This window comes from Devosia sp. YIM 151766 (assembly GCF_030285925.1).
In the GTDB taxonomy this organism is placed as follows: Bacteria; Pseudomonadota; Alphaproteobacteria; order Rhizobiales; family Devosiaceae; genus Devosia.
The window spans coordinates 661,596-680,156 of the sequence record NZ_CP127251.1 but is presented as its reverse complement, the minus strand read 5'-3'; the positions used below and the strand labels follow the sequence as shown (position 1 = coordinate 680,156).

At 61.1% G+C, this 18,561-nt stretch carries 14 protein-coding genes and 1 pseudogene; 11 read left to right on the top strand and 4 right to left on the bottom strand.

From position 1 onward, the window contains the following. The first annotated feature begins 131 nt into the window (after window positions 1-131). On the top strand, window positions 132-980 hold the full coding sequence (gene ku / locus O9Z70_RS03265) for a non-homologous end joining protein Ku (protein WP_286021065.1): 849 nt from the start codon (window positions 132-134) through the stop codon (window positions 978-980). Window positions 981-982: 2 nt separating this feature from the next. Further along, on the top strand, window positions 983-3,538 hold the full coding sequence (gene ligD, locus O9Z70_RS03260; RefSeq protein ID WP_286021064.1) for a DNA ligase D: 2,556 nt from the start codon (window positions 983-985) through the stop codon (window positions 3,536-3,538). Window positions 3,539-3,572: 34 nt separating this feature from the next. Here ligD and ku (O9Z70_RS03255) read toward each other — a convergent pair whose 3' ends face one another. Continuing rightward, the gene (gene ku / locus O9Z70_RS03255) at window positions 3,573-4,379 is read right to left on the bottom strand and encodes a non-homologous end joining protein Ku (protein ID WP_286021063.1); all 807 of its coding nucleotides are present in this window, start codon (window positions 4,377-4,379) and stop codon (window positions 3,573-3,575) included. A 265-nt stretch (window positions 4,380-4,644) separates the two neighbouring features. On the opposite strand from ku (O9Z70_RS03255), the gene O9Z70_RS03250 reads away from it, so the two are divergent. Further along, entirely contained in the window at window positions 4,645-5,994 is a 1,350-nt protein-coding gene (locus O9Z70_RS03250) for an alpha-glucosidase/alpha-galactosidase (protein ID WP_286021062.1), read from the top strand. A gap of 110 nt (window positions 5,995-6,104) precedes the next feature. On the opposite strand, the gene arfA is transcribed toward O9Z70_RS03250, so the two are convergent. The 3 genes from arfA to O9Z70_RS03235 all read right to left on the bottom strand — a co-directional run bounded on the left by arfA (window position 6,105) and on the right by O9Z70_RS03235 (window position 9,756). Then, window positions 6,105-7,616 (bottom strand): arabinosylfuranosidase ArfA, encoded by a 1,512-nt coding sequence (arfA, locus tag O9Z70_RS03245; RefSeq protein WP_286021061.1) that lies wholly within the window; start codon window positions 7,614-7,616, stop codon window positions 6,105-6,107. Window positions 7,617-7,768: 152 nt separating this feature from the next. Beyond that, window positions 7,769-8,698: an ArsR/SmtB family transcription factor gene (locus O9Z70_RS03240; RefSeq protein WP_286021060.1), complete on the bottom strand. Its 930-nt coding sequence runs from the start codon at window positions 8,696-8,698 to the stop codon at window positions 7,769-7,771. A gap of 53 nt (window positions 8,699-8,751) precedes the next feature. After that, the gene (locus O9Z70_RS03235; RefSeq protein WP_286021059.1) at window positions 8,752-9,756 is read right to left on the bottom strand and encodes a LacI family DNA-binding transcriptional regulator; all 1,005 of its coding nucleotides are present in this window, start codon (window positions 9,754-9,756) and stop codon (window positions 8,752-8,754) included. A gap of 129 nt (window positions 9,757-9,885) precedes the next feature. Between O9Z70_RS03235 and O9Z70_RS03230 the strand changes: the two genes are divergently transcribed. The 8 genes and pseudogenes from O9Z70_RS03230 (at window position 9,886) to O9Z70_RS03195 (ending at window position 18,526) form a co-directional block, all read left to right on the top strand. Then, window positions 9,886-11,739 carry a glycoside hydrolase family 2 protein gene (locus tag O9Z70_RS03230; RefSeq protein ID WP_286021058.1) on the top strand — a complete coding sequence of 618 codons (1,854 nt, stop codon included), beginning with the start codon at window positions 9,886-9,888 and terminating at the stop codon, window positions 11,737-11,739. A gap of 166 nt (window positions 11,740-11,905) precedes the next feature. Further along, window positions 11,906-12,991: an ABC transporter ATP-binding protein gene (locus tag O9Z70_RS03225; protein ID WP_286021057.1), complete on the top strand. Its 1,086-nt coding sequence runs from the start codon at window positions 11,906-11,908 to the stop codon at window positions 12,989-12,991. Window positions 12,992-13,114: 123 nt separating this feature from the next. Next, window positions 13,115-14,395 carry an extracellular solute-binding protein gene (locus O9Z70_RS03220; protein WP_286021056.1) on the top strand — a complete coding sequence of 427 codons (1,281 nt, stop codon included), beginning with the start codon at window positions 13,115-13,117 and terminating at the stop codon, window positions 14,393-14,395. Window positions 14,396-14,457: 62 nt separating this feature from the next. Next, window positions 14,458-15,336, top strand: a complete 879-nt coding sequence (locus tag O9Z70_RS03215) for a carbohydrate ABC transporter permease (RefSeq protein WP_286021055.1) — start codon at window positions 14,458-14,460, stop codon at window positions 15,334-15,336. A 62-nt stretch (window positions 15,337-15,398) separates the two neighbouring features. Next, window positions 15,399-16,226, top strand: coding sequence for a carbohydrate ABC transporter permease (locus O9Z70_RS03210; RefSeq protein ID WP_286021943.1), 828 nt, complete (start codon window positions 15,399-15,401; stop codon window positions 16,224-16,226). 85 nt (window positions 16,227-16,311) lie between these two features. Further along, a pseudogene (locus O9Z70_RS03205) lies at window positions 16,312-16,462 on the top strand (IS5/IS1182 family transposase); the annotation flags it as partial. Window positions 16,463-16,901: 439 nt separating this feature from the next. Continuing rightward, the gene (locus O9Z70_RS03200; RefSeq protein ID WP_286021054.1) at window positions 16,902-17,672 is read left to right on the top strand and encodes an ABC transporter ATP-binding protein; all 771 of its coding nucleotides are present in this window, start codon (window positions 16,902-16,904) and stop codon (window positions 17,670-17,672) included. Window positions 17,673-17,683: 11 nt separating this feature from the next. Further along, a complete protein-coding gene (locus O9Z70_RS03195) occupies window positions 17,684-18,526 on the top strand; it encodes an ABC transporter permease (RefSeq protein ID WP_286021053.1) in 843 nt (280 codons plus the stop codon). The last annotated feature ends 35 nt before the right edge of the window (window positions 18,527-18,561 follow it).

Below are 18,561 nucleotides of genomic sequence, written 5' to 3'. Positions count from 1 at the left end.
ATCGCTATTCGACACGGTCGCCCCTGTGCTCGGCCGCATCTATGGCCGCGCCCGGGAACGGCGACGCCCTTCCGGGAACGAACCGCCTGCCCACTCCGTTGCTGTCGCAAATATTGCGCGGGAGAGCGGCCTTGGCGCCAAGAGCAAATTGGAAGGGCTTTTTGAAAGTCGCCGAGGTCAATTGCCCGGTGGCTCTTTATACGGCTGCCTCGACCTCCGAGCGCATCGCCTTCCATACCCTCAATCGCGCCACGGGCCACCGAGTCCGGCGCCAGTTCGTCGATAGCGATACCGGCAAGCCCGTCGATCGCGAGGAGCAGGTCAAGGGCTACGAGGTCGGCTCGGGGGAATATATTATGCTCGATCCGGACGAGGTTGCCGCGGCGGTGCCCGATAGCGACAAGACGCTTGCGGTCTCGGCCTTTATCGGCTGCGGCGACATCGATGACGTCTATTTCGACAAGCCCTATTATCTGGCGCCGAGCGACCGCCATGCCGAAGAGGCCTATGCGCTGATCCGCGAGGGCATGCGTAAAAAGCAGGTCGCCGCCCTCGCCCAGACGGTGCTGTTCCGCCGCGTCCGCACGGTTCTCATTCGTGCGCATGGGCCCGGCCTGATCGCCACGACCCTCAATTTCGATTACGAGGTCCGCTCGGCCAAAGAGGCGTTCGACAGCGTTCCCGAGATCAAGATCAAAGGCGAAATGCTGGAACTGGCCGAACACATCATCAAGACCAAGAGCGGCAAGTTCGATCCAAAGGCGTTCGAGGATCGCTATGAGGCGGCCCTGGCCGAATTGGTCAAGGCGAAGAGCGAAGGCCGCAAGATCGAGGTCCGCAAGGAGCCCAGGCAGGACAAGGTGGTCGACCTGATGGCCGCTTTGCGCGAGAGCGCCGGCCTTTCGGGCAAGAAGCGGGCTGCTGCGGGTACTGCGAAGTCCAAGGCGAAAGCCGCGCCCGCCCGTCGCAAGGCAAGCTGATCATGGCGACGCTCGAAACCTATCGGCAGAAGCGCAATTTCAAGTCGACTTCCGAACCCAAGGGCCGGAAAGCCCGGAAAACCGGCAATGCCTTCGTCATCCAGAAACATGCCGCGACGCGTCTGCACTACGATCTTCGGCTGGAGATGGATGGCGTGATGAAGAGCTGGGCGGTGACGAAGGGGCCTAGCCTGGTCCCCGGCGAAAAACGGCTGGCCGTCCATGTCGAGGACCATCCGCTTGAATACAATGATTTCGAGGGCACGATCCCCAAGGGCGAATATGGGGGCGGCACCGTCATCATCTGGGATCGGGGCACCTGGAATCCCATATTTGATGCCCATAAGGGCTATGCCAAAGGCCATCTCGAATTCGAGCTGGCGGGCGAAAAGCTCGCGGGGCGCTGGCATCTCGTCAAGATGCGGGGCAAGCCCTCCGAGAAGCGCGAAAACTGGCTGCTGATCAAGGGCGAGGACGATGTCGCCCGAACGGCCGGCGACCCCGATATTCTCGAGGAGCGCCCGGAATCGGTCAAGACCGGCCGCGAGATCGGGGACGTCGCTGGCGAGGCCCCCGGCTGGTCGTCGAAAACCGGAAAGATCGTCAAACCGGCAGCGCAAAAGCCCTCGAAATCCAAAAAAGCGCCGGAGCCTGAGGCCGATATCGAGCTTCCCGATCCCGCATCGGTGAAAGGCGCGAAGAAGGCATCCTTGCCCGCTTTCGTCGAGCCGACGCTGGCCACGCTCATGGCGGCGCCGCCGGCGGGCGAGCGCTGGATTCACGAGATCAAGTTCGACGGTTACCGGCTCCAGGCGCGGATAGAGGCTGGCCGGGTCAAGCTCCTGACCCGCAGCGGTCTCGACTGGACCAAGAAATTCGGCAAGGACGTTGCCGCGGCATTGCAGGCGCTACCGCTGGGAACGGCGCTTATCGATGGCGAACTGGTCGTCGAGTCCGGGTCTGGCGCCTCCGATTTTTCCGCCCTGCAAGCCGATCTCAGCGCCGGCCGCTCCGACCGCTTCGCCTTCTATGTCTTCGATCTGCTTTATCTCGACGGCTATGATTTGCGCGCTCTGCCTCTCATCGCGCGCAAAGCCATGCTGGAAAAACTGGTGGGGGCCGAGCCAGGTCTTATCCGCTATAGCAGCCATTTCGACGAGAATGGCGGCCTGGTCCTGCGTCATGCCTGCCGGCTCAGTCTCGAAGGCGTGGTCTCCAAGCTCAGGGATGCGCCCTATCGGTCGGGCCGCGGCAAGGCCTGGATCAAATCCAAATGCTCGGCGCGGCAGGAATTCGTGGTCGCCGGCTATGTGCCGTCCTCGACATCGCGCCAGGCGATCGGCTCTCTCGTTCTCGGCGTTTATGAGGATGGCAAATTGGTGCATGTCGGCCGTGTCGGAACAGGCTTCAGCGGTATGGTTGCCGAGAACCTGTTCAAGCGGCTCGAACGCATGCGCGTCCCCGAGAGCCCTTTCGCCGGGAAGCTCACCGCCGAGGAAGCCCGTCTCGCCCGCTATGTCCGACCCGAGCTGGTGGCCGAGGTGGAATTCAGGGCCTGGACGGCCGATGGCCACCTCCGCCACGCCTCGTTCCGGGGCCTGCGCGAAGACAAGGCGGCCAGCGAAATCGTCCGGGAAATTCCCAGGAGCAAGACCGCAATGCCAAAGCCGCAGCGCCGCACCGTCACGCTCACCCATCCAGATCGGATCTATTGGCCGGACGAAGGGGTCACCAAGGAAGGGCTTGCCGATTATTACACCGAGGTCTGGCGCTATATCGCACCCCATATCGTCGGTCGGCCGCTGGCATTGCTGCGCTGCCCGAGCGGCATTACCGGACAGACATTCTTCCAGAAACATGCCTGGAAAGGGCTGAACAAGCACATCGTGCTAGTGGACGATCCCAAGGACAAGGACGACGAGCCGCTCATTTCGATCAATGATCTCGACGGGCTGATCGGCCTCGTTCAGTCGGCGGTGCTGGAAATCCACCCCTGGGGGTCGACGGTGGCGGACTGGGAGCGGCCCGATATTATCGTCATGGATCTCGATCCTGGCGAGGGTGTCGTCTGGGAGGCGATCATCGCCGCCGCCGAGGAAACCAAAGCGCGGCTCGAAGATGCCGGCTTCAATCCTTTCGTCAAGACATCGGGCGGCAAAGGCCTGCATGTCGTCGTGCCGCTCAAGCCCAAGGCCGACTGGCCGGCGGTGAAGGCCTTCACCAAGGCATTGGCTGACAATATGGCCGCCGACAGTCCGGACAAATATGTCTCGACCATCACCAAGTCAAAGCGGCGCGGCAAGATTCTGATCGATTATCTGCGCAATCAGCGTGGCATGACCGCCGTGGCGCCATATTCGACGCGCGCCCGGCCCGGCGCCGCCGTCTCGATGCCGCTGGCCTGGGAGGAATTGAGCCCGGGAATCGGGCCGGATTATTTCACCGTGGACAATACGCCGACGCGGCTCGCCGCGCTCGCATCCGATCCTTGGGAGGATTTCCGGGCGGCGGCCGAACCCCTGGCCGTTCCCGCAAGGCGCAAACGCAAAGCGGATTAGAGCCGCTCCGCCCCGTCCCGGCTCGTCACCCTCGCTATTTCCGCTTCTGCCGGCCTTCCGAGCCGATGCTCTGGCGCAGCGCGTCCATGATATTGATGACGTTGCTGGCGGGCTCCGCGGCCGCAGGCTTGGGCTGCGCCACGCGTTTCCTGCCCTTTTTCTTGGCCGCGATGATATCGAGCAGCTTATCCTGAACCGGATCGTCGATCATTTTCGCCGTCCAGGGCGCGGTGCGCTCGTCGATCAGTTTCGTCACCAGCGTCATCAGCTTGGGATCGGGTTTGCTATCCTTGATATCGCCGAAATAATCGCTCTCGTCCCGCACCTCGTCGCCATAGCGCAGGGTCCAGAGGATGATGCCCCTGTCGCGGGGCTCCAGCATCACTGCCCGTTCCCGGCGATACATGACGAGGCGTGAGATGCCGACCGTATTAGTGGATGCCATCGCATCACGGATAACCGAGAAGGCTTCCTCGCCGACAGGATCGTTCGGCGTCAGATAATGCGGCTTGTCGTACCAGATCCATTCGATGCTGTCGCGGGGAACGAAGCTGTCGATATCGATCGTGCGCGTGCTCTCCAGGGCGACCGCCGCGATCTCGTCATCCTCCAGCATCACGTAATCGTCTTCGCCGCGCTGATAGCCCTTGACCTCGTCATCTTCGTCGACGGGCTTTCCGGAAACCGCGTCGACATATTGGCTGACCACGCGATTGCCGGTTTTGGCGTTGAGCGTATGGAAACGCACTTTCTCGTTCTCGGAAGTCGCTGGCGTCATCGCCACCGGACAGGTGACGAGGGAGAGCTTGAGATAGCCTTTCCAGAACGAGCGCGGCGCCATGTGATCATTCTCCGGGCAACCTGGAAATAACGGCCTCGGCGCGGGTTTTGTTCCTGATCTCGCGGGCCATGGCTCAAAGCTGGGGGCGCATCGCCCTTGCCGGCGACATGGCGCTTTGCCGCCGTGCCGTGGTCATGCAGAATGGCCGGATCGTCGAATAGGGGCCGATCAACACGATCCTCATCAATTCCCTGCCGAAGAAACGGCCCGGCTGGTCCGCGCCGCATTCGAAATTGCCGCCTGACTGCTGGAGTTATTTCAAAAAATGGCCAATCCGAAGATCACCTTTATCGGTGCCGGCTCGTCGGTGTTCATGAAGAACATTGTCGGCGATATCCTGCGGCGTCCGGCGTTGGCCGGCGCGGAAATCCGGTTGATGGACATCGATCCCATCCGGTTGGAAGAGAGCGCCATCATCGCGGGAAAGCTGGTGAATACGCTGGGCGTGCCGGCAAGTGTGACAGCCTATGACAATCAGCGAGCGGCGCTGGACGGGACCAATTTCGTCGTCGTCTGCTTCCAGATCGGCGGCTATGAGCCTTCCACGATCGTCGATTTCGAGGTGCCCAAAAAATACAATCTGCGCCAGACCATTGCCGATACTTTGGGCGTTGGCGGCATCATGCGCGGCCTGCGCACCGTGCCGCATCTGTGGCGCATCTGCGAGGACATGCTGGCGGTCGCGCCCGAGGCGATCATGCTGCAATACGTCAATCCCATGGCCATCAACACCTGGGCCATTGCCGAAAAATACCCGCATATCAAGCAGGTGGGCCTCTGCCATTCGGTGCAGGGCACGGCGATGGAATTGGCGCACGACCTCGACATTCCCTACAAGGACATCCGCTACCGTTCGGCCGGCATCAACCACATGGCCTTCTATCTCAATTTCGAGCATCGCCAGCCCGACGGCTCCTATCGGGACCTTTACCCCGAACTGCACCGCGCCTATCGCGAGGGCCGCGCTCCCAAGCCCGGCTGGAACCCGCGCTGCCCCAATAAGGTACGCTATGAGATGATGACGCGGCTGGGCTATTTCGTCACCGAAAGCAGCGAGCATTTCGCCGAATACACGCCCTATTTCATCAAGGAGGGCCGCGAGGACCTGATCGAGAAATTCGGCATTCCGCTCGACGAATATCCCAAGCGCTGCGTCGAGCAGATCGAGGACTGGAAGAAGACCTCCGAGGAATATCGCAAGGCGGAGACGATCAGCGTCGAGCCGTCAAAGGAATATGCCTCATCCATCGTCCATTCGGTTTGGACCGGCGAGCCTTCGGTGATCTACGGCAATCTGCGCAATAATGGCGTCATCACTTCCCTGCCGGACGCCGCCGCGGTGGAAGTGCCCTGCCTTGTCGACGATAACGGTCTTCAGCCCACCTATATCGGCGCCCTGCCCCCGCAACTGACGGCGCTGATGCGCACCAATATCAACGTGCAGGAACTGACGGTGCGGGCGCTGGTCGAGGAGAACCGCCAGCACATCTATCATGCCGCCATGATGGATCCGCACACGGCAGCGGAACTGGACCTCGATCAGATCTGGTCGCTGGTGGACGACCTCATCGCCGCCCATGGAGACTGGCTGCCAGACTGGGCACGGAGCCGCTAAAACCTTCGGCCTGCCGCCCCTCTTCCCAGTTCGTCACCCTCGCGCTTGACGCGAGGGTGAGGAGCGGTGGTTTTAGGGCGGCCGCACGGCGCCGCAACCCGGCCCGCCGGTCAGCCGACTTTCACACGCAGCATCTGGTAGGAATACGGCGGCAGCGTCACAGACAGTTTGCCATCGGCAATCCTGCTTCCCTCGCCCCGGCGCGGCGCCACCTGCTGCTGGTCGCCGGCAGTGTTGACCGCCTTCAGGTCGGGATGGGTCATCACCTGGTGGTCGATCACCGTGCCACCGCCATAGCCCTGCAACTCAACCTCGGTCTCGATGCTGTCGCTGGCATGGCGATTGACCAGGAAGAATGTCAGCGTGCCATCTTCATTGGCGACGCCCGACACGTCTACAAAAGGCGACGCGGCGGCATGGGGAGTGTCGTAGCCGGGGGAATTGACCTGCAATTGCAGCGCGGTGCCGCGACCGAAGACCGATGCGAAATAATATGGATAATAGATGGTCTGGGCCCAGGCCGGGCCGCCCTTCTCGGTCATGATCGGGGCGATGACGTTCACCAATTGAGCGATACAGGCGATCTTCACCACGTCGGAGCGGCGGATGAAGGTGTTGAGGATCAGGCCGACCATCAGCACGTCTTCGAAATTGTAGATGTCTTCGAGCAGGCCCGGCGCATGCGGCCAGCCGCTATTGCCGTCCAGGATCTCCCGATCCTTCTTGTTGGAATGATACCAGACGTTCCATTCGTCGAAGCAGATATAGATGTCGCGCTTGGATTTGCGCTTGGCCTTGACCTGCTTGATGGTGGAGGCGACCGTCTCGATATAGGCGTCGAGCTTTTCCGCCAGCCCCAGGAAATTGGGCGTATTGTCGTCGCGATTGGCGAAATACATGTGCAGCGAAATATAGTCGACATGGTCATAGGTGTGCTCGAGCACGATGCGTTCCCAATCGGGATAGCTGGGCATGTCGGCATTGGATGAGCCGCAGACGATCAGCTCCAGCGACTTGTCGAACATGCGCATGGCGCGCGCCGTATTGGCGGCCAGCTTGCCATATTCGGTGGCGTCCTTGTGCCCGACCTGCCAGGGCCCGTCCATTTCGTTGCCCAGGCACCAGAGCTTGACGTCCCATGGCTCTTTGCGCCCGTTCTTGATGCGCAGGTCGCTCCAGTATGAGCCGCCGGGATGGTTCACATATTCGAGGAAATTGCGCGCCGCATCGACGCCGCGCGAGCCCAGATTGACCGCCAGCATCATCTCGGTGCCGACCGTGGCGCACCAATCGGCAAATTCATGGATGCCGACCGCGTTGCTTTCGGAGGTATGCCAGGCCAGGTCCAGGCGAACCGGACGCTCCTCGCGCGGACCGATGCCGTCTTCCCAATTATAGGCCGAAACGAAATTGCCGCCGGGATAGCGCACTACCGGCACATTGAGCTTCTTGACCAGGTCGATCACGTCGCCACGCATGCCGTCCTGGTCGGCGGTGGGATGATCGGGTTCGTAGATGCCTTCGTAAACCGCCCGGCCCAGATGCTCGAGGAATGCGCCATAGACACGATCGTCAATCTTGGAGATCGTATAATCCTTGTTTGCGATAATTGACGCCTTCACGGTGCCCCCCTCCTACCGGTTCCGATTTTCGGATTTATATCAATGAATTCGTTCTAGCTGTGGCGCGCATGCCGTGCAAGGGGATTGTAAGGCCGAGCATGGCTTGCTGCCGGCCTGCCGCCCATCCCGATCTATTCGACCGCGCCCTGCATTCAGCGGGCGGTTTTCAGCCTCAGGATGATGTCCTGATCGTAATTGCCGAAACCACGGCCGAAGATGTTGATGCCGCCCGGATATCTGGCATCGTCCTTGACCTCGATGCGCAGCCGGATCGAATGGTGATTGGCGAGATCGAGGTCGGCCAGGGAAACCGGCGAAATCTTGACCCCGTCCACATAGGTGCCGTTCTCGGTGACGCGCCAGCTCTTGAGCTTGCCATATTGGCTGCCTTTGAGCTTCCACCAGTCCGGTGTGTAAACGCCGCGCTTGTCGCCATAATCGCCGGTCGACATCCAGGTGCCGATTTCGGTGCCGTTGACCGAGAAGGTGATGTCGCTGGGCCAATCGGCCGACGTGCCCGGCACTTCCGAACTCAGTTCGATCGAGAATTCCATGACCTCGATAACGTTCTGGGCGAGCTTCGCATTATTGGGAAACTGATATTCCACATAGCCGCGCGTGAACCATATGAGCCCGGCCTTCATCCGACCGGGATCGAGAAAGGTGTTGGGAACGTCGAGCAGGCCGATAATGCCGTCCACGGAGCACAGCCCGCAGGGCGCGGACACCTCGCAACTGGTGTAAAGCCCCAGCGGCATTGAGACCTCGATCTCGTTGGAGTGCAGCGGGGTGATGTCGTCCTTGAACATCACCAGCACTTCTTCGAAGGTCGAGTGGCAGATCTTCTGATTGCCCTTGCGGGCCTTCTGGGTCTCGGTTCGGATCAGCCCGGCACCGTCCAGGATTTGCAGGTTCGTCGACACCGTGGATTGCGGCAGACCAAGCTTGGCCGCGATGTCGTTGCCGTTCATCGGCCCTTCGACATGGAGCAGTTTCAGCATTTTGATGCGAACGGACGAGGCCAGGCCCTTGAGGACGTCGAGGTCCTCTTCGGGGTCGATAACCAGAAAATTGCGGCTCATGGCAGTCCAGACATCAAGAGGGAGCAATGTCTGTATCAAATATTCTGATGTAATCAAGCGGACAGGCCGGGTGCCGTACTCGCCCGGGGGATAAGCTTGCCGGTTATGGACAATGTCCTGTCGGCCAGCCTGCCAGTGCCGGCAATCTCGCTCATGGCGCGCTCGGCCATTTCGGCAAAGGGCAGCGTGATGCTGGTAATGCCCAAATCCTTGGCGAATTCCCGGTCGTCATAACCGATGATCGCCAGATCATCCCCGATAGTCAGCCCGGCCTCGCGCGCCGCCGCGATGGCGCCACGGGCGACGATGTCGTTGTGGCAGAAAATGGCGTCCGGCGGGGCGGGCAGGTCCAGCAAGCGGCGTGCGGCGGCATAGCCGCTGGCATGCCCCCAATCGCTGGTTTCTTCATAAGCCTCGCCCAGGTTCAGGCCGGCCTTGTTGAGCGCCCGGTGATAGCCGGCCAGGCGCTCGCGGCTGGCGAATTGCCAGGGATCGCCGGTAATGGTGGCGATGCGCCGCCGGCCGCTATCGATCAGATGCTGGGCGGCAAGCGCTCCGCCATGCCGTTCGGCCGGTAGCACGGCTGTGCCGGAACGGTCCTCGCGGCGGCAGTTCAGCAAGATATGACGGAAATGGCTCAGGGCCTGGGGCGGGCTGGCAATGGTGGAAAAGGTGCTGGCGTAAATGACGCCGCTCACGCCGAAACGGTCGAAATTGTCGAGCGCGGCCATTTCGTGGTCGCTGGCGCCGTCCGAGACCTGGATGAGGATTTGCACGCCCTGCGCGTCGGCCCAGCTTTGCAGGCCATAAAGCAGATCGATCGGATAGGCCGAGGAAATCTCGTTGATCAGCACGCCAAACAGACGCGGCTCATCGGGCCCCAGATCGCGCAGCGACGGCCCCGGCTTATAGCCGAGCTCGCGGGCCACGGTAAGCACGCGCTGCCGCGTGGCCTCGGCGATCCGCACGCCGGCGACCCCGTTGAGTATCAGCGACACCGCGGTACGCGACACATTTGCCGCCTTGGCGATATCGACCATTTTCACCCGTTTTTTCACAACGCCTTTCCCATCCTTGACAAGCTCATGCCCCTGCATCAGCCTGCTAAACAAATTTAGCAAGCCCCGCCACCAGGGTGGGGCCATAAGCCGGCGCGGCTCCAGGTCGACGCCGGAATCGAGGGAAACATGACCGCCACCCAAACCGCCACCACCCTTGCGCCCAATCCCCAGTTTCAGCGCGAAAACTGGGTCGATCTATGCGGCCAATGGGGCTTTGCCCATGACGACGCCGATGCCGGCATCGGCGAGAACTGGTGGAACCGGGCCGATGTCTTCAACCGGCAGATCGTGGTGCCGTTTCCACCCGAAAGCGAGCTTTCGGGCCTGCGGGAGACCGGCTTCCATCCGGTAATCTGGTATCGCCGCAGCTTTGCCGCGCCACAATTGGCGGCGGATGAGAAGCTGCTGCTCAATTTCGGCGCCGTCGATTACGCGGCCAAAGTCTGGGTCAACGGCCAATGCGTCGGCGCCCATGAAGGCGGGCATGTGCCATTTTCGCTCGACATCACCCATGCGCTGGGCGAGGGCGAGCAGGTCGTGGTGGTTCGCGCCGAGGACCGGCCGCAGGATGTGCATTTCCCACGCGGCAAGCAGGACTGGCTCGAAGACCCGCATTCCATCTGGTATCATCGCACCAGCGGCATCTGGCAGCCGGTATGGCTCAGCACGGTTCCGGCGCTCCACCTGACGGATCTGCACTTCGTGCCCGATCTCGCCAATTATCGCGTCCGCTGCGAGGTTCGGCTCAATAACGTGCCTTCGGCGCCGGTGGCATTGACCATCAAGCTCACCGCCCAGGGTCAGTCGATCGCCCAGCAAACCGTGACCATGTCCGAGGCGGAGCTGCGCTTCGACATCGCCATTCCGCAACTCGAAAACGGCGTGCACCGCGATTATCTGCTGTGGACGCCGGAACGTCCCAATCTCATCGACGCGGAAGTCACGCTCGAAGGCAAGCGCCCGGACATCGTGCAATCCTATCTCGGCCTGCGCAGCGTCGGCGTCGGCGGCAAGCGCTTCCTGCTCAATGGCCTGCCCTATTACCTGCGCATGGTTCTGGGCCAGAATTACTGGCCGCAATCGCACCTCGCCGCCCCAAGTCCGGAAGCCCTGCGCCGTGAGGTCGAGCTGATCAAGGAAATGGGTTTCAATGGCGTCCGCATCCACCAGAAGATCGAGGATCCGCGTTTCCTTTACTGGTGCGACGTTCTCGGCCTCATCGTCTGGGAAGAAATGCCGAGCGCCTATGGCTTCTCGAACTCGGCCACCGAGCGCCTGACCAGGGAATGGATGGAAGCGATCCGCCGCGACAAGAGCCATCCCTGCATTGTTGCCTGGGTGCCGCTCAATGAAAGCTGGGGCGTGTCGCAGATCGCCGAGCGCCCCGATCAGGCGCATTACGCCAGCGCGCTTTATCACCTGACCAAGGCGCTCGACCCAAGCCGGCCGGCCATTTCCAACGATGGCTGGGAACTGGTCGAAAGCGACATCTGGTCGGTGCATGACTACGCGCCGGACGGCGAGGGCCTGTCGAGCCGCTTCCACGAGCCAGCCGATATCGAGGCGATGCTGCGCGGCATGGGCCCGGCGCGGCGCCGGATCGTGCTGGATGGCCGCGAGCTTGGCGACAAGCCGGTAATGCTGACCGAGTTCGGCGGGCTGAGCTACCTGCCCAAGCAGGGTGAGAAGTGGCACGGCTATTCCACCGTCGATGATCCGCAGGAATTCGAGGACCGGCTGCGCGATATCTTCTCGGCCATTGCCGCCATGCCGCATATCGCGGGCTATTGCTACACCCAGGTCACCGATACCGAGCAGGAGGTCAACGGCCTTCTGACCGCGAGCCGGGAACCCAAGCTCCCCTTCGAAACCCTGCGCGACATCACCACCATGCCGGCCGCTTCGGTGCCGCACGAGCAGATCGATAATGCGCGCCGCAAGGCCCGCAAGGCAGCGGAGGACGCCGAGCCGATCGACTGATCGGCCAAGGAATGTAAGTCAAATTTTTGATACTTATCCAAAATAGCGATCTATTTGGGATTGACTGCCCGCACGTTCCGTTTGAAAAATAATACAAATGACTGCGAGACGGGGTGGCCCCGAGCCCGCGGCGAGCGACGCGATCAGCGTCCCGGGAGAGAGTTGAATGTCTGAGATCGTCCTCAAAGAGGTCAGCAAATCGTTCGGTCCGGTGAGCGTCCTGGACAAGGTGTCCATGCACATCGAATCGGGCGAGTTCATCGTCTTCCTGGGACCGTCGGGCTGCGGGAAATCCACGCTTCTGCGCATGATTGCCGGCCTTGAGGAAGTCACCGCCGGCGAGATCCATCTGGGCGGCCAGCGCGTCGATCAATTGCCGCCCAATGAGCGCGGCGTCGCCATGGTCTTTCAGAACTACGCGCTCTATCCCCACATGACCGTGCGCGACAACATGTCGTTCGGCCTCCAGAACGTGGGCACGCCAAAGGCCGAGATCGTCCGCCGCGTCGACGAGGCAGCCCGCATGCTGGAAATCTCGCAGCTTCTGGATCGCAAGCCGGCCCAGCTCTCCGGCGGCCAGCGTCAGCGCGTCGCCATCGGCCGCGCCATCGTCCGCGATCCCAAGGCTTTCCTGCTCGACGAGCCGCTATCCAACCTCGATGCCGGCCTGCGCGTCCGCACCCGCCTCGAACTGGCGCAGCTCCACCACCGCATCAAGGCGACGATGATCTTTGTCACCCACGACCAGACCGAGGCCATGACGCTGGCGACCCGCATCGTGGTGATGAACAATCGCCGGATCGAGCAGATCGGCACGCCTATGGAAGTCTATTCACGGCCTGCCACCCGTTTCGTTGCCAGCTTCGTCGGATCGCCGGCGATGAATTTCATTCCGGTGGCATCGGCCAGCGATGTCGGCGGCAAGGCCGCCATCACCCTGCCCGGGCAGGCAATGGTGCAGACCGCCGTAGGCTTTGCCGGCCTGCCCAAGGACAAGCTGACTTTTGGCATCAGACCTGAAGCGGCCCGCATCAGCCAGGACGGCGCCGGCATGGAAGGCATTGTCGAGGTGGTGGAGCGGCTCGGCGAGCGTACGCTGGTTTACACCAGCCTGAGTGACGGCACGACGCTGATTGCGGAGGACAATGGCGTCAGCACCATCCAGGCCGGCGATGCGGTGCGCATCGCTCTCGATGGCAATGCCGCCATGGTGTTCGACGAAAACGGCAAGGCTTATCACGGCGCCGCATAGGTGCCGGCAAGAAAGTATTCAGAGCCGCTGCGCGGTTTTCTGAACATCGGCGCGAACCGCTTCGCCAGCGCTCGCAATGCCTGAGGAATGGCGATGGGGCCAGCCCCCAAGGGAGGTTAAGACATGAAGAAACTTTTCACGATTGCCATGCTGTCCGGCGTGGCGGCACTGTCGCTAAGCGCCGCCCAGGCGCAGGAAAACGTGGTCTGGTGGGACTTCCTCAGCGGCGGCGACGGCGTGCGCATGAAGGCGCTGATCGAGCAGTTCAACAGCGAGCATGAAGGCGAAATCGTCATCCAGCCGACGACGCTGGAATGGGGCACGCCCTTCTATACCAAGGTTCAGACCTCGGCTGCCATCGGCGAGGGCCCGGATGTCATGACCTATCACCTCTCGCGCGTGCCGCTTGGGGTGCAGTCAGGCGCCTTGGCGGCATTCGACACCGAGGACCTCGCCAGCGTCGGCCTCGGCGCCGACACCTTTGCCCCCGCCAACTGGGAAGCCGGTCAGAGCGATGGCGCCCAATATGCGGTGCCCTTCGATATCCACTCCATCGTTCTCTATTACAACAAGGACAAGCTGGCCGAAGCCGGCCTGCTCGGCGATGACGGCCTGCCCACCGGCCTCGACGGCGCGGACAATTTCCTCGCCGCGCTCGAAACGCTGCAGCCCAATTCCGAATATGCGCTGTCGCTGCAAACCTCGGGCGACGGGACGCCGTGGCGGGTCTTCTATTCGCTGTTCGGCCAGCAGGACGGCGTCTTCCTCGACGAGGACGGCACCTTCTTCCCCGATGAGAGCATTCCCAAGGCCGTCGCCGCCCTGGAAACCATGGCCAGCTGGGTCGAAGGCGGCTACGCGCCGGCCCTGACCGAATATGATGGTTCGGTGGCGCTGTTCACCTCGGGCGCTGCGGCGCTGCATATGAACGGCGTCTGGGAAGTTCCGACGATGACCGACCTTGCCGCCAGCGGCGAGCTCGGCTTCGAATGGGGCGCCATCGCCATCCCCGCCTTCTTCGATCACCCGGCCACCTGGGCCGATTCGCATGGCTTCGCCATTCCGAACAATGCCGGCCAGGAAATGAGCCCGGAAAAGAAAGCCGCCGTGCTCGAAGTCATCTCCTGGATGAACGAGAACTCGCTGGCCTGGGCCGATGCCGGCCACATCCCGGCCTATACGCCGACCCGCGAAAGCGAAGAGTTCAAAACCATGGAGCCGAACGCCACCTATTCGGTGCTGGCCGATACGGCCGTGTTCGACCCCAAATCGGTGCTCGCCGGTGTGGCTTCGCCCGTTTATGACGCCGTCGCCAATTATATCAGCCCGGCCATGAACGGTGAAATCGACCCGCAGGAAGCCATCGAAGAGATGAAGGCCGATCTGCAGGATCAGGCCGACTAAGTCCTTGAAATCGGGTTCGGCGGTTTCGTGCCGCCGGACCTCTTCTTGAGACCGGAGCACCCATGATCAGGAACCAACGTCGCGAAATCGCGGTCGCCTTTCTTCTTATTCTGCCGTTTCTGCTGACCTATGGCGTGCTGTTCCTGTGGCCGACCTTGCAGATGGTCTATCTCAGCTTCACCGATGCGCCGCTGATCGGGCCCGGCAAGTGGATCGGCCTCGAAAACTACATCGAAATGTTCGACGACCGGCGGTTCTGGACCGCCGTGCGAAACACCGCCTATTTCGTGGCGCTGACCGTCATTCCCAATACGTTGATCGGCCTGGCCATCGCCATGATGGTGTCGCGGCTCAAGGGCTGGCAGCAAAGCCTCATCCTGGCGATGTTCTTTCTGCCCTATATCCTGCCGGTTTCGGTGGTCTATCGCATCTGGAACTGGATGTTCAATCTCCAGTTCGGCATCATGCAGCATCCGCTGACCTGGATTTTCGGCCAGCCGACGCCGGTATTCCGCACCCAATGGATGTTCATGCCGGCCGTGGCCTTCGTCACCATCTGGTGGACCTGCGGCTTCAATATCCTGCTGTTCCTGGCCGGCCTGCGTTCGATCTCGACCGACATCTACGAAGCCGCCGCCCTCGACAATGCCAATCGCTGGACGATCTTCCGCCGCATCACCTGGCCGCTGATCTGGCCGGTGACGGCGCTGGTGCTGACCATCCAGCTCATTCTGCAACTCAAGATCTTCGATCAGGTCTATCTATTCGTGCAGGGCGGACGACCCGATCCCTCCATGGTGCTGGTGCAATATATCTATAGCCAGGCGTTCCAGCGGAACCATGGCGGCTATGCGGCCACCATCGCCGTCGCCCTCTTCGTCATCGTCATCGTCTTCTCCGTCCTGCAATTCCAGCTGCTGCGCGCCCGAGGTGAGAAATGAGCATCGCTGAGAGCCAGACCCCGGCCACGGGCGCCGTCGCCACCGCCTCGCGGGCGCGGACGATGAAATTCTTCGATATCGGCGGGCTGATCCTGACGCTGATCACGGTGATCTTCGCGCTCCTCTGGGCCTTCCCCCTCTATTGGGGGATCATCACCTCGCTCAAGCCCGAATCCCAGGTGATCGCCAAGACGGTTGAATTCCTGCCGCGCACCTGGACCATCGACGCCTATTGGCACGTCCTGGTCAACACCATGATCGGGCGCTGGTATCTCAATTCCCTGGTGACCTCGCTGGCGGTGACGGGGCTGACGCTGATCATCAGCGCCACGACCGCCTATGCCCTGTCGCAGCTGCGCTTTCCGGGGCGCACAATCATCTGGTACATGATCCTTGCCAGTTTCATGGTCCCGATCGCCGCACTGATCGTCAACCACTTCATCCTGATGGCGCAGTTCCGGCTCATCAACAACTGGATGGGCGTCATCCTGCCTCAATTGATCCACCCGGTGGTGATCATCGTCTACAAGAACTTCTTCGATTCCGTGCCCAAGGAATATCGCGAGGCGGCGAAGATGGATTCGGCCAGTGAATGGCGCATCTTCACGCGCATCTACCTGCCGATGAACTGGGGCATCACCACGGCGCTGGCCATCGTCACCTTTATCGGTGCCTGGAACAATTTCCTCTGGCCGTTCCTCGCCGTATCGCGGCCCGAAATGATGAACGTCGCCGTCGGCATCACCCAGGTCAACGACGCTTTCGGGGTCCAATACGCCCGCGAACTGGCCGCCGCCATCCTCGCCGCCCTCCTCGTCGCCGTGCTCTACCTCATCTTCCAGCGCCGCGTGACCCAGGCCATCATGCTCTCAGCGGGGGTCAAGGGGTGATCCAGGCCGGCTTTGGCCGCAACGATCATACGGAATGGCTGGGGCGCCAGGATTCGAACCTGGGAATTGACTCCTCGCTAAGTCGGGCAAGCGGTGCGTGGATGACCGGCGGGTGATCTCCGGCATCGTGCATCGGCTGCACGAGGGGTGCCGCTTGCGGGCTCTGCGGGAATCTATGGCCCTTACACGACGGTAACCAGTACAATCGCTGGAGCAAGCGAGGCCTGAGGCAGCGGGAGTGTTGGCAACTGCGTGTGTTGGGCAATTGCATACTCCGCAGCCGTGGCTCTGAGAGGCCTCCGCGAGATCGGCCCAGATACGGCTCGTCCAACCTTTCGCGCCCCCCGGCCTTCTGGTGAGTGCGCACGATCTTCCCTCGATCATCATCCATTCCAGGTCGGCTTGGCGAGCCAGCGCTTCCAGTACGCCCATCCGTTCCAGCGGTAATACGCCGCCCCGAAAGTCGGCCGTCCGCAGTAGCGATGCGTTCCAGCCGGCGCCAAGGCGCGCCGACTTGCCAGCCCCGAGCGGAAACCCGGGCTACTAAGTCGATATTGGTTAGCCTTGCACTAGGCCGGCACGCTCCTTGGAGGGAGCGCGTGGCGCTGAGACTTTCATTGACCAGTCTAAAATCCCCTGATATAAAGTCTGAAATTTCAGACGAACGGCTGACACATGGCACAGATCGAAATTGAGAACGTATCGAAGATGTTCTCGAGACCCGGAAGTGGCGATTTCCATGCCCTTTCTGATGTAAGCCTGACAGTTGAACGTGGCGAGGTCGTTGCGATTATCGGGTCGTCCGGATGTGGGAAGACGACATTGCTTAATGTCGTTGCCGGGCTCCTTTCACCTTCTGGCGGGTCGATCAGCGTAGAGGGTGAGCGGGTACGGGGCCCAGGCCGCGACCGGGGCGTCGTTTTTCAACAGGACGCCCTGTTCATGTGGCGCAGTGTCGTCCGGAACGTCGAATACGGGCTTGAACTCCAAGGCATGTCCTCGGATGAGCGGCGGCGCACCGCGATGGAATGGCTGGAGGTTGTTGGTCTCAGCCGGTTTGCGGATTTCTGGCCGAAAGAGCTGTCGGGGGGTATGAAGAAGCGCTGTCAGATCGCAGTGGTTCTGGCAAACGATCCTGACGTCCTGCTGATGGACGAGCCCTATGGGGCGCTGGATTACACTACGAAATGCGAGCTGCAGTCTGAACTGCTTCGCATTCTCGATGAACGGCCAAAAACGGTGTTTTTCGTTACTCACGACATCGAGGAGGCAGCTTTCCTCGCCGACCGAGTAATCGTGATGGACAAAGGGCGGATCACTGCCTCTATTCCAATAGCTTTCCAACGCCCGAGAACAGAAGCGCTGCGCCTTGACGAGGAATTCGCAAGAGTTCGTCGCCAGCTCGCCGATGCAATCGATCAGCCGAATGCAAAGTCGGTGCGGTGAGGAATTCGGCGATGACTGCCTGGCAAGTAAGAACCGCTACTCTTCATCCCAGCGAGAGGATGTTGATCAGGGCGCTTTCAGTACTGGGGGTCGCTCTTTCCTGGGTCGTTGCGAGCTATTTAGTGGAGCGCGCCTTCGCGCGCTCGGCGGTTATCCTGCCCTATCCCTGGGACGTGCTCGCGGCCGTTCCGCGCTTGAGCGTATTTTTTGGGCCTGGAACCGAAGAAACTTGGGCCAACGCGGCGATTGTCCTGGCCAAGAATACGTATGACAGCCTCGTACGCTTAAGTTTCGGGCTTCTCATTGGTGGTATTCTGGGTATCGGCGTCGGTTTGACGCTGGGAATGAGCCGGCATGCCCGATTAATACTCCAACCTTCCCTGCTTCTTCTGCGCACGATTCCGCTTTTTGCTCTTATTCCGCTGTTCCTCGCTTGGTTTGGTGGCACCGATGTGGGCATCGTCTCTTACGTCGCCTTTGGCGTGTTCTGCATGCTCCTCATCAATACGTTGGCGGCCATTCAGAACGTATCTCCGGTGATCACGAATTTCGCTAGGACGCTAGGCGCTTCCAAGGTCCACGTGTACCGCACAGTGGTGGTGCCCGCCATAGTGCCGGAAGTGGCAGGCGGAATACGGGTAGTCGTAGGAATGGCCTGGGCGCTGCTCATTGGCGGCGAACTGCTCGGTGCACAATCCGGTGTCGGCCGTATCTTGAGCCTTGCTCAGCAGTTTTCCGATACCAGCCGTATGTTCATTATCGTCGCAATGATCATCATCTACACAGTATTTCTTGATCAACTTGTTAGATTTGCTGTCGCTCATATTACCCGATGGGCTCCCAGATTGAATTAGATTCAACACAAGGAGAAAACTCTAAACTCTACCAA

Excerpts from the sequence above, each read along its gene's own strand:
- O9Z70_RS03230 (WP_286021058.1), top strand. The coding sequence starts at position 9,886 with ATGACCGCCACCCAAACCGCCACCACCCTTGCGCCCAATCCCCAGTTT.
- O9Z70_RS03215 (WP_286021055.1), top strand. The coding sequence starts at position 14,458 with ATGATCAGGAACCAACGTCGCGAAATCGCGGTCGCCTTTCTTCTTATT.
- O9Z70_RS03225 (WP_286021057.1), top strand. The coding sequence starts at position 11,906 with ATGTCTGAGATCGTCCTCAAAGAGGTCAGCAAATCGTTCGGTCCGGTG.
- O9Z70_RS03210 (WP_286021943.1), top strand. The coding sequence starts at position 15,399 with ATGAAATTCTTCGATATCGGCGGGCTGATCCTGACGCTGATCACGGTG.
- O9Z70_RS03200 (WP_286021054.1), top strand. The coding sequence starts at position 16,902 with ATGGCACAGATCGAAATTGAGAACGTATCGAAGATGTTCTCGAGACCC.
- ku (WP_286021063.1), bottom strand. The coding sequence starts at position 4,379 with ATGGCGCCGCGCTCGTTCTGGAAAGGCTATCTCAAGCTCTCCCTCGTC.
- O9Z70_RS03240 (WP_286021060.1), bottom strand. The coding sequence starts at position 8,698 with ATGAGCCGCAATTTTCTGGTTATCGACCCCGAAGAGGACCTCGACGTC.
- O9Z70_RS03250 (WP_286021062.1), top strand. The coding sequence starts at position 4,645 with ATGGCCAATCCGAAGATCACCTTTATCGGTGCCGGCTCGTCGGTGTTC.
- O9Z70_RS03220 (WP_286021056.1), top strand. The coding sequence starts at position 13,115 with ATGAAGAAACTTTTCACGATTGCCATGCTGTCCGGCGTGGCGGCACTG.
- ligD (WP_286021064.1), top strand. The coding sequence starts at position 983 with ATGGCGACGCTCGAAACCTATCGGCAGAAGCGCAATTTCAAGTCGACT.
- O9Z70_RS03195 (WP_286021053.1), top strand. The coding sequence starts at position 17,684 with ATGACTGCCTGGCAAGTAAGAACCGCTACTCTTCATCCCAGCGAGAGG.